Annotated in this window: 7 protein-coding genes; 2 read left to right on the top strand and 5 right to left on the bottom strand. The window is 31.1% G+C overall.

What is annotated here, in order from left to right:
- Positions 1-17: 17 nt before the first annotated feature.
- Positions 18-2,417: a TonB-dependent receptor domain-containing protein gene (locus E9099_RS07210; RefSeq protein ID WP_136582999.1), complete on the bottom strand. Its 2,400-nt coding sequence runs from the start codon at positions 2,415-2,417 to the stop codon at positions 18-20.
- Positions 2,418-2,575: 158 nt separating this feature from the next.
- On the opposite strand from E9099_RS07210, the gene lepA reads away from it, so the two are divergent.
- Together lepA and E9099_RS07200 are read left to right on the top strand one after the other, a co-directional pair.
- A complete protein-coding gene (gene lepA, locus E9099_RS07205; protein WP_136582998.1) occupies positions 2,576-4,372 on the top strand; it encodes a translation elongation factor 4 in 1,797 nt (598 codons plus the stop codon).
- 189 nt (positions 4,373-4,561) lie between these two features.
- Positions 4,562-7,411 (top strand): T9SS type A sorting domain-containing protein, encoded by a 2,850-nt coding sequence (locus tag E9099_RS07200; protein ID WP_136582997.1) that lies wholly within the window; start codon positions 4,562-4,564, stop codon positions 7,409-7,411.
- 117 nt (positions 7,412-7,528) lie between these two features.
- On the opposite strand, the gene E9099_RS07195 is transcribed toward E9099_RS07200, so the two are convergent.
- From E9099_RS07195 to E9099_RS07180, 4 genes are all read right to left on the bottom strand, one after another.
- Positions 7,529-8,296 (bottom strand): LytR/AlgR family response regulator transcription factor, encoded by a 768-nt coding sequence (locus E9099_RS07195; RefSeq protein WP_136582996.1) that lies wholly within the window; start codon positions 8,294-8,296, stop codon positions 7,529-7,531.
- A gap of 1 nt (position 8,297) precedes the next feature.
- The gene (locus E9099_RS07190; protein ID WP_136582995.1) at positions 8,298-9,308 is read right to left on the bottom strand and encodes a sensor histidine kinase; all 1,011 of its coding nucleotides are present in this window, start codon (positions 9,306-9,308) and stop codon (positions 8,298-8,300) included.
- Between the two features lie 21 nt (positions 9,309-9,329).
- Positions 9,330-11,699, bottom strand: a complete 2,370-nt coding sequence (locus tag E9099_RS07185) for an outer membrane beta-barrel protein (RefSeq protein WP_136582994.1) — start codon at positions 11,697-11,699, stop codon at positions 9,330-9,332.
- A 103-nt stretch (positions 11,700-11,802) separates the two neighbouring features.
- Positions 11,803-13,647 carry a cation:proton antiporter gene (locus E9099_RS07180; RefSeq protein WP_136582993.1) on the bottom strand — a complete coding sequence of 615 codons (1,845 nt, stop codon included), beginning with the start codon at positions 13,645-13,647 and terminating at the stop codon, positions 11,803-11,805.
- Between the last annotated feature and the right edge of the window lie 135 nt (positions 13,648-13,782).

The raw sequence follows: 13,782 nt of genomic DNA, 5'->3' as shown, positions 1-13,782 counted from the left end.
TGTATTAGCCAAATCAGTTAATCTCCACTGTTAATTCTACTGCGCTCGCTATGACTTCGATCTTTCTCGTTAGTTTTTAGCGTGCTATTACCAAACTTATAGCTAAATCCTAATTTTACATAACGATTATCTAAATTAGTAAATTGTGAGAAACTTTGATTTAAATAATTTGTAGACGTCTTAAAGTCTGCTTTATTAAATAAATCAGAAGCGATTAAAGATATTGTTCCCTTTTTATTCCAAATGGTTTTAGAAATTGCTAACTCAGAATATAGTAATCCTTTAACTTTTTGAAGTCCTTGCAAATTTTTACCTATATAAGTAAATGAAAGATTTGTTGATAAGCTACTGTCTTCTAAAAAGCTAATACTTGCATCAAATGCGCTTGCACTACTCCATTGATCTATAGTTACATTAAGATTTTCTACCCTTGACTCTTCTTTTGTATAATACATTATCGTTACAAAATAAATAGACAACCTTTTAAATGCTGTAAAATACGTCTCGTAAGCAAAATTTAATTCTGTAGTCTTCCCTATGTTTTCTGGTGTAAACGTTAATATATTAGTCCCATTATCTTGAAGTCCTAACTCTGTAAAATTTCCAGTAGTGGTTACCAAACTAACTTCAAAGGTGTGCATATCATTTAAAATAGTCCCAAAGTCAAAACGATTTGTATACGCGGGCTTTAAATCCGAATTACCAGTAACTATAATATTATCATTTAAAAGAAACTGAAAAGGATTTAATGATTCATAATTCGGTCGTGTTACGCTTCTTTTATATTTAGTATACAAACTTAGTTTATCAGTTGTATTATGAGTTAAAACTACCGTTGGAAACCAGTCTAAATAATTTTGTTTGTTAGTCGCATTAAGAGATACTCCTTTAACATTAGTTTGCTCTGCGCGTAAGCCTCCATTAAAAATAAAATCTCCAAATGTATCTTCATAATCGACATATCCAGCTAACACATATTCATTATAATCAAAAATATTAGAATTAGCTGTATCCATAATTTCTTGATTGTTCACAATATTAAATCGTAATACATCACTATTAGTTTTGACTTTTCCACCTTTAATTCCAAATGTTAACGAAGTGTCATCATCAAAAGGAATATAATAATCCCCTTGCCAGCTTAGAATACTAATATCTTGATTAGAATTAGTTTTTAGAGCTGTATCATAATCAAAAGTATTATCTGCTAAGAAGTAATCACTATAGATATTTTGTACTCGCGAATAATCAAAATTTGTATAACTTGTATTTACAGATAATTTACTATCATCTTTAAATTTATTTACATAATCCGCATCAAACCCTAAATTAGTTTTATTATCAGAAGATAGCGTGTTAGCATTAAAACTGGATAATAAATTGGTGTTTTGATCAGAGATGAGTGTTTTGTTTCTGGTAGAATATTCAAAATAAGGCGTTAATAAAATCGTTGAAGACAAACTAAAGGTACTATTATCATCTATAAAATAATCAAAATTAATATTTCCGTTATGGGTTTCTGTTCTTTTATTTCGGTTGATGTTGGAGGACCATAATTGATCTAAAGCATTATCGTCGTTTAAATAATTTATTTTGTCTTTATTGTCACGATTTATTTTGTCTTTTGAAAAACTATAATTAACAGATAAACTTATTTTATCTGTCTTGTAAAAGTTAGCAATTCCACCTTCATAATTAGGAAAAACACCTTGTTTATATTTACTAAAGACACGCCCTCTGTATCCTATAATCAAATTTTTTCCCATGACAATATTTAAGACCGTCCCACTTGAGGCATCGTATTTAGCTCCTGGCGTAGTAATCACCTCTACAGATTTAATACTGTTTGCTGACGAAGATTCTAGAAGCTGAATAACCTCTTCTCCTGATAAAACAACTCTTTTATCATTAATATAAACCGTGGGAGAGCTAGTTTTTATTTTAATAGCATCCTCTAAAATAACGACGGATGGCGTACTTCGTAAAACGTCTAGCACACTACCCTCTGTTAACACAGTATTTTCCACATTAAACACTAAACGATCGGATAACTTAGTAATTGTTGGTTTTTTTGCCTTAACAATTACTTCAGCAAGCGTTTCAGCAGATGTCTTTAAAGTTGTTACACCAACATTTGTTGTTTTAGTAACCGATATGATTTTGCTGACTGATTCAAAACCTAAATAGGAAAGCTTTAAAGCATAATCTCCAGATTTCAAGTTAGTAATGTTGTACTCACCTTCTTCATTAGTACTTGATCCTGTTATAATTTGGGATTCGTCTGAAGTATACAGTATTACATTGGCATATGCCACGGGCTGCTTGTTATCATCTAAAACTGTTCCAGAAATGGTTAAATCCTGAGCATAGCTAGCTAAAGAGACACAAAAAAGTATTAAAAAATTAAAGCGATTCATTAAGGGCAAGTTAGGAATGCAATATAATAAATGTTACATAACATTTGTTGCGGAAAAAACCACAAATTCATACACATTTGGATAACTAAGAAAAAAGAAAAAAAGCCCGATAATTACTTTATATTTGCAACAACCTTGATTTATAAGGTGATTTGACTATGAAAAACATAAGAAACTTTTGCATTATTGCACATATTGACCACGGAAAAAGTACACTTGCTGACCGTTTACTAGATACTACAGGTTCTGTAACCGCTAGAGAGCAACAAGCACAGTTGCTAGACAGTATGGATTTAGAACGTGAACGCGGTATTACTATTAAATCGCATGCCATCCAAATGGACTATACCTATGAAGGTGAGGACTATATTTTAAACTTAATAGATACGCCTGGTCACGTAGATTTCTCTTATGAAGTATCAAGATCTATTGCTGCCTGTGAAGGTGCTTTACTTATCGTAGATGCTGCTCAAAGTATACAAGCACAAACTATTTCTAACTTATATCTAGCACTAGAGAATGATTTAGAAATTATTCCCGTACTTAACAAAGTAGATTTACCAAGTGCAAATCCAGAAGAAGTTACTGATGATATTGTTGAATTATTAGGATGTGATCCCTCTGAAGTGATTCATGCTAGTGGTAAAACTGGATTTGGTGCAGAAGACATATTAAAAGCTATTATAGAACGTATTCCGGCTCCAAAAGGAGATCCAGATGCGCCATTACAAGCTTTAATATTTGACTCGGTTTACAATACCTTTAGAGGAATTGAAACGTATTTTAGAGTCTTTAATGGTGAAATTAAAAAAGGACAAAAAATTAAATTTGTCGCTACAGATAAAGAATATAATGCAGACGAAGTTGGAACACTTAAACTAACGCAAGTTGCAAAACAAAGTGTTAAAACGGGTGATGTAGGGTACTTAATTACAGGAATTAAAACGGCTAAAGAAGTAAAAGTAGGAGATACAATTACAGATTTTGCAAATCCAACAACTAATATTGTCGAAGGTTTTGAAGATGTTAAACCTATGGTATTTGCTGGTATTTATCCAGTAGACACAGAGGATTATGAAGAGCTTAGAAACAGTATGGAAAAGCTACAACTTAATGATGCTTCTCTTGTTTTTGCACCAGAAAGTTCTGCTGCCTTAGGCTTTGGTTTCCGTTGTGGATTTTTAGGAATGTTACATATGGAAATTATCCAAGAGCGTTTAGAACGTGAGTTTGATATGACTGTAATTACAACTGTACCTAACGTATCATACAACGCCTTTACCAATAAGCACCCAGACATACCATTTATTGTAAATAACCCTTCTGATTTACCTGATCCGTCAACAGTAAATCGTGTAGAAGAGCCTTATATTAAAGCCACCATAATTACTAAATCAGACTTTGTTGGTAACGTTATGAGTTTGTGTATTGAAAAGCGTGGTATGATTATCAACCAATCGTATTTAACACCAGAACGTGTTGAATTAACTTTTGAAATGCCATTAGCCGAAATTGTATTTGATTTTTACGACCGTTTAAAAACGGTATCTAAAGGGTATGCTTCTTTTGATTACCATCCTTTAGGAATGAAAACATCAAAATTAGTACGTTTAGACGTCTTATTAAATGCACAGCCAGTAGATGCACTATCTGCCTTAATACACGCAGATAACGCACATAACATTGGTAAAAAGATGTGTGAGAAGTTAAAAGAACTTATTCCACGTCAACAATTTGATATTCCAATTCAAGCGGCTATTGGAGCAAAAATTATTGCTAGAGAAACTGTAAAAGCATTACGTAAAGATGTTACTGCTAAATGTTATGGTGGAGATATTTCGCGTAAACGTAAATTATTAGAAAAGCAGAAAAAAGGTAAGAAACGTATGCGTCAAGTAGGTAACGTAGAGATACCTCAAGCAGCATTTATGGCTGTTTTAAAGTTGAATGATTAATTATCATTTTAATTTTAAAAAAAAACCTTCATTTTATAAATGAAGGTTTTTTAGTTTATATACCAAATAGACACCTCTTGAAAGTTAACAACCAAAGTATATTTTATATCGATATTTTTACTTATTTTTTTGTTAAAGAAAGATAAATTCGCAATGCATTTAATATAAATCAATAATTAAAACCAACTTATGAGAAAAACACTACTATTTACACTCTTATTCTGCATTACTAAAATATATGCTCAAATAACCCCTTCAAGTTACAATAACCCACCCGATTTGTCAAACACTTTTACCTTTGGTGGTAATGCTATAGAAAACGTTATAGAAATGCAAAAAGATGATTCTGGCAATCTTTATGTGTTAGGTAATTTTTATGGAGAAACAACTATAGGCGTTAATACACTAAGCTCTGTTGGATCACATTCAGACATTTTTCTTGCTAAATTTGACTCTTCTGGTAATATGTTATGGATTACACAATCCAACAGCATTTCATTAGGTAATGTAGACGCATTTCAATTTATAATAAATAACAATACCATTTTTGTTGTGGGTCAATTTAAAGATACTGATATACTATCTGGACAAATACTTAACGGAGCAGGTACAGAATCTAATTATTTTTTAGCTAAATATAGTACCGATGGAACTTTATTAGATCATTCTGTTATAGAAATTAACGATGCATTTATAGATAATAAGGTTACACCTCGTTTAACCATGGATACTAACAATAACTCAATATATGTAGCTTTAATAAATAGAATATATAATTTTAATAGCGACTTAGAATTGACAACTATTTCAAAGGTATTAGACCCTTACACCCATATTTCTGATATCACTTTTTTTAATGATGCCATCTATTTAACCGGAAACTTAAATAGGCAAACGACCATAGACGGTATTACGCTAAATAATACGGGTTATTATTTCTCTTTATTTTACGCTTCTCTAGATCTGAATTTAACAGCAAATTGGGCTTTTGTAAATGAACATGCACAAACATATAGATCAGATTCGGGCTTTGGGAAATTCAACATTAAAGAGAACCAGTTATTCCTTGCTGGAATGTTAAATCAAGCAGGAACATTAAATAATCAAAGCCACAATGAACCAACCTTGGGAGCTTATGTCTTTTTGGCTAATATTAATGAAACGACAGGAAATATCGATTCTTTTAACGCATTAACTCAAGATATTTACTTTATTTCTCATGAGAATTTTGAAAAAATAACATTTTTGTACGATGATAACGTTGGTGCAAAATCTGTAACACTATTAACATCTTTCGGTCAAAAAGTGTTGCATCGCTATATTGAAAATCAAAGTACCCAATATACTTACAGTGCATTAGAAAATAATGATACTCCTCTTTTTAGTTTAAACGATGAAGAAACAGTAGCTTTTGTAAATTCTACTAATTTGCATTTGACTATTAACAAAATCCAGGCAGGCTCAGAGCTTTGGAATAGAGAATTTGTAAGTGAAAATGATACAGGCTCTAAAGTCATGGATATTGTGTCTGATAAAGAAAATTATTATTACGCATTAATTGTAAATGGTAGAAAAACAAATAATAGATTTGGAGTAAATAAATATAATTTAATCAAAGCAGATTTTAATAATATTATTATTTGGTCACTCCCACTTAAAACAAATAATCTATATTTAGACAACCAAGAACAAAAACTATTAAGCTACTCTAATGGAAAAGTTTTTCTGGGAGGAAATTTTAGCAATGACTTAATCATTGATAATCAAACAATAACACCTCAGGTTTATGGCGGTAAAAACCAATTTTTAACTAAATTTTCTTCTGAAGGTATTCTAGAAAACTATTATTCTTTTGATTATTCTAATTCTACTTTTGGAGATGTTACTGTTTTAAACAATGGAAAAGTTGTCATTACAACTGTCAACAATAATTTTGCGAAAGCTATTTTATTAAATTCAGACCTTACTATAAATAATGAAGCATTAATTGAGATAGATCCCAGTTATGGTTCAATTTTTAATCTTAGCACTGCTTCCGGTATCAATAATACAACGTATTTAGTGGGAGAAATATCTGGAAATATAGTAACCTATAACTCCGTTGTTTTTAATAAACCAGAAAGTGATAATACACAAAATGGTAGCAATGTTTTTTTCGAGCTAGACAGCAATTTTAATTTTACCGATGTCTTCAATTTTGGTCATTCTCCAACCTTTTATGGTTCTTGGCCCTCATCAATTGTAAGTGATGGTAACGGAAATAAATACATTAGTGGAACTGCTATTTATTCACAAGACTTCAATTTTAATAATATTACACCTGAGTTTGACTCTAGAGCACCTAACAGAAATTCATATTATGCTAAAATTAACTCTAATAACGATTTTGAATGGGTTAAAACCATAGGAAGTCCGGCTTTTATAACTAACTATTCTAGAATTGATATTGATGAGCAAGGAAACTTGTATGCTTCAGGTCTATTAAAAGATAAACTATTTATAGACGAAACAATAGAATTGGATCTTTCTTACGAAAATGGTAACAACGCGTATATAATAAAATATTCAAGTACTGGAGCGTTAGAATGGGTAAAAACATTTGCTTCTTCTAAAGAAAACTTTCCACATGCAATTGCTGCTAAAAATAATGGCCAGATTGTTATTGGTGGTTATATAAAAGGTGAAACTTATTTTGACCAGTCAAATTCAACGAAAAGTATAAATGTAACTAACGGGTTTTTAACTGTTATAGACACCAATAACACACTAAATATTACCGAAAACAGTTTTAGTAATAGTTTTTCTATTTATCCAAATCCAAGTAACGGTATTATAACATTAGACACATCATTAAACTCAATAAACAAAGAGAAAGTATATGTGCAGGTGTATGATCTTTTAGGTAAAATAGTCTACAGTAAAATACATAATTTAAATATTAATAACCAAATTAATTTAAAAACAGAGGCACTAGGCATGTACATTGTTAAGATTAATGATGGTATTAAAACATATTCAAGCAAGTTAATACTAGATTAGTTTAACTTTTAAAACATTTTATATTTTTTCAAAAATTCCTGCGAATGCAGGAATTTTTGTTTTACAAATGATTATTTGTTTATATAAAAAACTAACCCTTTATTATAATAAACTAAATTACTGTTCCAACCACTTTCTAAACTCCGAAGTTGTCGCTGTACTTGTCATTACTTTTTCTTTTAAGCCAGTCATTTTAATTAGTAGTCTGTTTTTAAAATGATTCTCTAAATTTTCAATGAAGTCTATACTCACAATTTCGCTTCTATTAATTTTAAAAAATTTAGTCGTTTGTAGTTGTTGATAAATAGATCCTAAATTTTGCGAAATGGTATGCCGTTTTCCATTAAAATCTGTCGCAATACAGAAATCTCCAGAAGCTTCAATAGTACTAATATCTACAACATTTAATAACTGAATCCCTTTTGCTTTTTTAATTACAAATCGTTTTTTATAATTATCATGTTCTTCTTTCAACGCCATTTTTAAATCAGTAATCGTTTTCTGATTTAAAGTATTATAATCGCCTTGTTTAAAAAGCGATTGGTATTTTTCTATGGCTTTTTTAAAGTCTGTTTGCGTGTATGGTTTTAAGATATATGCAATCCCATTAGTATTAAATGCTTCAAACAAATACGCGTCGTGCGCAGAGCAAAATATGATTGGTGTATCAATAGATATGTCATTATATAAATCAAAAGAGATCCCATCTAATAACTGGATATCTGATAAAATAAAATCGTATTTATTTTGTGTGAGTAGTACTTTTCCGTCTGCATTGGAGCGCGCCCAATCATGCGGTATGGTTTCCTTAAAATAGTCATTTACAAAAGTGACTAATTTTTGGTATGCTGGAATTTCGTCTTCTAAAATTAAAATTTTCATCATTTTAGTTGTCTTCAATCAAATTAATAATTGGAATAGAAATAGAATATTCCTTATCTGTATTAATTATGATAATGGCTTTATCTGACAGTAATTTATAACGTGCTTTTAAATTTTTTAATCCTGTCCCAAACGATTCGTTTTTAGATATAATGGCAGATTTAGTATTTGTTACTTTAAGCACGTTATCTTCGATTAAAATGGTAGTCCTTATTGCTTGGTCGTTTTGTGGTTTATTATGCTTTACAACGTTTTCTAATAAGGCTTGGATAGCGCCCGTTGGAATAAACTTGTTTGAAATATCGGTAGTTGTTTCGATATTAAAATTATAATCATTTTCAAAACGTGTTTTAATTAAAAATATATAGTTTTCTGCTAACTGAATTTCTTCAAATAACTCCATAACCTCAACATCTTTTGTTTTAATCAGATAGCGATAAATTGAAGACAATCTATTAACGTACTCTTTAGCTTTTGCTGCATTACTATCAATTAAAGCATCTAATGTATTAAGGTTATTAAACAAAAAGTGAGGATCTATTTGAGAACGTAATAATTTAAGTTCGTTTTCTTTTTGTTGCTTTTCAATATTAATAATCTCATTTCTACCTTCATAGAATTTTTTTGTAAAAAGTATTCCTAGTAATAATCCAACATCATTTGCTGAAGTATAAATACCGTTTAAAATAACTCTATCCCATTTTGGGAATTTATCAAATGAATTTCCTCCACTCCAAAACCCTAAGGTGTCTGAAATAGCACCAAAACAAGTTAAAACGACTAACGCTATTACTATAAAAGCAACATACTTTTTTTGAATCAAATATTTAGGAATCAAAATGTACATAAAAATAATAATAACAATAAACGAAGTAATAATTGTTGTAGGAATATCTACAATATACTCAATAAGAGCATTGTCACTATTATTGTAATCTATTATGTTTAAAATTGTAGACACACTGTAAAAAATAATAAGTACAATATAATCTGATTTGTTAAGCTTGCTATTCATAATTTTGAGATCACCAATTTACTAATCATTATCATCAATCCGATCTTGTTCTTCATAATTTATGTTCCGTTTCTTCTTTTTACCAAATTTAGAACCAAAACTATAGGCTAATCTAAGTTGTACATTTTGTCTTGACTCATTACTTTCTACAGCTGCAAGACCGTTACCGTAATCTATATTACCCACAAACCCTCTATTAAGCATTTTGTTAAATCCAAGATTTGCTTTGAGCTTATCATCAAAGAATTTTTTTCCAAAAGAAAAGTCTAAACCTGCAAACCAGTCTACATCAATTTGCCCTTCTAAAGCACCAGTTCCATAATTACCGCTTAATTCAAAATCAATAGCCCAAGGCAGCTCATAACTAGCCTCTAAAAACCAGATAAAATTCCACTTATTTAAATCGACATTATACGTTGAAGATTGGTAGTCTGTGTTAGTTACAATAATACCTGTATAGCCTTCTAAACCTTCAGCAAAATCGACCGGAGCATACAATCTAAAATTCCAATTGGCATTATTCTCTACGTTTACTTCTTGTTGTCTTATTTGTGCTGTTGCATTGTCTTGTGAGATTAATTCAAAAATAACATCGTCCGTTTTACTGTAACCAACTATAAAAAAAGGTTGGCCATCATACGTCAAATTAAACTGGTAGTTATTAGTATAAGATGGCGTTAAATTAGGATTTCCCTCTCCTGCCGAAAAGGGGTCTAAAAACGTAGCAAAAGAATTTAAACTACTATAAGAAGGTCTCTGTATTCTATAACTATAAGATAAACTAGCCCCTAAAACAGCCGTTAATTCTCTACTAACTGACGCACTTGGAAATAGTTTTTTAATGGGTCTTTTTTGAACTTGAGTAACCAAACTACCATTGTTTAAAAATGTAGACGTTCCGTCTGTATTACTATCTTCATAACGCAACCCTCCTGAAAAAGACCATTTACCTTCTGTTGCACTTATTTTTGAGTACAGTGCAAAAATAGTTTCGTCAATTACAAAGCGACTACTTTCATCATCTAATACATCAAAATTACCGTTATTGTCTATTAAAGATTCTAGATCATTATCTGTTTTTACATCTGCATAGCGGGTACCTGCGCTTAATTTTAAGTTATCAGAAAACGTTCTTGAATAGTCAATGCGATACGTTTTAATATTATACGTTCCGTCTTGATTATATCGTCTATCTGTAAAATCGATAGTGCTTCCTGCAACATCAGACAAGGTATTGGTATTCGTATTTATAAAATCAACGTAATTAAAATCTACGACTAATTTATTAGCCTCCCTTTTATACTCGTAATACGGATTGATATTATAATTAGAGCGGTCTCTATCAAAGTAGTTTTCAGAAAATAGAGTTTCAGTCGTATTTATATCAGAAATAATAGTCTCATTACTTATGGTTCTTGTAGAGTTTCGGTTATTAAATCTTCCACCGATTCCAATAGAGTGGTTTTCGTTTAAATAATAATCTAAACTTCCGCTAATGGTTACGTTTTTAGGATCGTTGGGCTCTTTAGTCACTTGATCATACGTTTCAGTACCAACTGTTCTGACCAAAAACAAATCCTCTCGCCATGTTGGTTCTGAATAATTGACACTAGACTGCCAGTTTAATTTGTTTTTATAACTCGCTATAGAAAATCCAGAACCCCATTCCAAGCCTTCGTCCTCTCCTATCCAAGAGGTCACACTACCATGCGTGCCCAATTGGACATTTTTCTTTAAAATAATATTTATAACGGCTCCAGAACCCGAGGCTTCATACTCTGCTCCCGGTTGTTCTATTAATTCTATTTTTGAAATATTGTCTGCCGGAAAATCACTAAGCAATGTTTCCACATCCATATACTCGGTTGTTTTTCCATTAATAAGAATTTTTACGCCTGTTTTCCCTGCAATCGAAATACCGTTATTAGTAACCAAAACACCAGGGATTTTGCGCATCACATCCTGTAAATTGGTATTTATCATTTCTGATTTTTCTAGATCTACTATTAGTTTTTCCGCTGTTTGTCTTATTACTGGGCGTTTACTTTTGACAACAACCTCATCTAATGTTAGATTTTGTTCTTCTAAAATAAAATCAAATGTTTTACTAGATTGAAGCTCAAATTTATCAGATAATTTAGTCTTAAACCCAAGACTAGACACTTCTAAATAATAGGTATCTGACGTGGCATCTTTTAACTGATAAATACCTTCTTTATTAGTCACCACTCCCGTAACAACTGTTTTAGTTGCTTGATTATAAAGTATCACATTGGTAAACTCTAGCGGTTGCCCATTTTGATCAGAAATAGTTCCAGAAATATCGTGTTGTGCAATACTAGTAAAAGCGTAAAAAAGAAAGTATAAAAAACATACTGATTTAAAAGTCATAACTGCTTGATTTTTGATTGATAAGCTAAAGGTATACTTATCAATTAATCATAAAAAACAGTTTGTGCCCAATTGGGATAAAAAAGGGATGAATGGGTATATCTTATACCGTATCTACTTTTTCGACATCTAAAGGTTTTCCTAAATACACTAAATAATAACCTTCTTTTGCGTTTTCGATATTTGTGTTGTAAGATGAAATAATATGCAGTTCGCCTTCATCATCTTTAATGAATAAAGGAATGATATCTCTATCTGCATTTGTGGTTTTTATTAAATCTAACAAATGTTCTTTATCAATAATTTCAATTTCCTGAATACTTGGAAACTTTTTTGTAACCTCTGTTAATCTATTAAAATCATCCTTATGAGAAAATAAACCTTCCTGTGGGTTATTGTTATCATCCAACATTTCGTCAGTCGAGACTAATCTAAAAGCTCCATTTTCTCCAAACTGTTTAGAAAACTTAGTTATCGCATACCTGTTAATTTCATTATTACCTGTAAGCGCCATTAAATACCCGACATCGTTAAGCTCTATATTATCGCTAAGTGTTTCAGAATAAATATTAGTATTAATAGCTTCCAAACCTAACTCTTGCGCTTTATTAATGTTGTTTTGATTACTATCAATTAATACAACATGTCTTCCATGAGATTCTAAATAATGACCAATTAATCGTGAGACTTTAGAGGCACCAACAATTAAAATCCCATTAGATTCTTTTAAGAAAACTCCCACTAATTTAGCAAAAATTCTGGCAGTCGTTGCATTTAAAAGTACCGTTCCTAAAACGATAACAAACACTAAAGGCGTAATGTACTCGGCTCCCGCTATGCCTTTACTCGCTAATTTTAAACCAAAAAGAGAAGCAATACCTGCCGCAACAATACCACGTGGTCCAACCCAACTGATAAATAGTTTTTCGTTAAACTTAAGTTTAGAACCATGCGTGCTTAAAAACACACCAATAGGCCTAATAACCAAAATTATTACAGCAAAAAGGGCTGCTGTTTTCCAATTATAAATTAATAATAACTCGCTATAATTAATATTTGCTGCCAGTAGAATAAACAAAATAGAAATTAATAACACACTCAACGATTCTTTAAAATATAACAAGTCTTTTAAATACGGTGATTTTGAGTTACCCAAAACCATTCCCATAACGACTACCGCAAGTAATCCAGACTCGTGTGCAAATACATCAGACAATACAAAAACACCTAACACAGCTGCTAATGCAAATACATTTAGCAAATAATGTGGTACCCATTTTTTATTAATAATAAAGTTTAAGGCATGTGCAAATGTAAAGCCAAAAGTAGCTCCAAATAGTACAATTTTACCAAACTCGATTAATGCCGTTTTAGTAAACTCGCCTCCAGCATCTACGCTTATAAATTCAAAAACCAATACAGCAACTAAAGCCCCGATAGGATCAATTAAAATCCCTTCCCATTTTAAAACGGTAGAGATATCTTTTTTAAGAGGTATATTTCTTAAAATAGGAGTAATTACAGTGGGTCCCGTAACAATTATTAATCCTGAAAATAGAAATGCAATTTCCCAAGTCAGACCAAAAATATAATGTGCAGCAGCACCAGCGCCAAAAAAGGTTACTAAAGAACCTAACGAAATAAGCTTTGTTATTACGGGTCCTACATTTTTAATTTCACTCATTTTCAAGGTTAATCCACCTTCAAAAAGAATAATACTTATCGCTAAGGAGACAAAATAAAATAAGCTTTCTCCAGGAAACAAGCCCTCTTCGCCATTCCAAATGGGTTCGATCCACTTGGTTCCGTCTTCACTTAAAAACTCGGCAGCAATTGGGCCAACTAATAAACCAATTAATATCAAAGGTAAAATAGCAGGTATTTTTAATTTCCATGCCATCCATTGCGCTAGTATCCCTAAAATGATGATTCCTCCTAATTCTAACATTCAGTTTACGTTTTTTGTGAAAATACTAATTCTTTAATTCTACGTCTATATTTTAACCCAAATTTAGAGTAAAAAGTTGGTTTTTGAATCTTAAGCCTCCTTACCTCTCAATTTTTTTAAACTTAAAAAAAGAGT

This window comes from Psychroserpens sp. NJDZ02, assembly GCF_004843725.1.
Lineage (GTDB): Bacteria > Bacteroidota > Bacteroidia > Flavobacteriales > Flavobacteriaceae > Olleya.
This window is presented reverse-complemented; position numbering and strand designations above follow the sequence as displayed.

What these genes read in the sequence shown, in the direction of transcription:
- E9099_RS07185 (WP_136582994.1), bottom strand. Translation starts at nt 11,699, where the DNA reads ATGACTTTTAAATCAGTATGTTTTTTATACTTTCTTTTTTACGCTTTT.
- E9099_RS07195 (WP_136582996.1), bottom strand. Translation starts at nt 8,296, where the DNA reads ATGATGAAAATTTTAATTTTAGAAGACGAAATTCCAGCATACCAAAAA.
- E9099_RS07180 (WP_136582993.1), bottom strand. Translation starts at nt 13,647, where the DNA reads ATGTTAGAATTAGGAGGAATCATCATTTTAGGGATACTAGCGCAATGG.
- E9099_RS07210 (WP_136582999.1), bottom strand. Translation starts at nt 2,417, where the DNA reads ATGAATCGCTTTAATTTTTTAATACTTTTTTGTGTCTCTTTAGCTAGC.
- lepA (WP_136582998.1), top strand. Translation starts at nt 2,576, where the DNA reads ATGAAAAACATAAGAAACTTTTGCATTATTGCACATATTGACCACGGA.
- E9099_RS07200 (WP_136582997.1), top strand. Translation starts at nt 4,562, where the DNA reads ATGAGAAAAACACTACTATTTACACTCTTATTCTGCATTACTAAAATA.
- E9099_RS07190 (WP_136582995.1), bottom strand. Translation starts at nt 9,308, where the DNA reads ATGAATAGCAAGCTTAACAAATCAGATTATATTGTACTTATTATTTTT.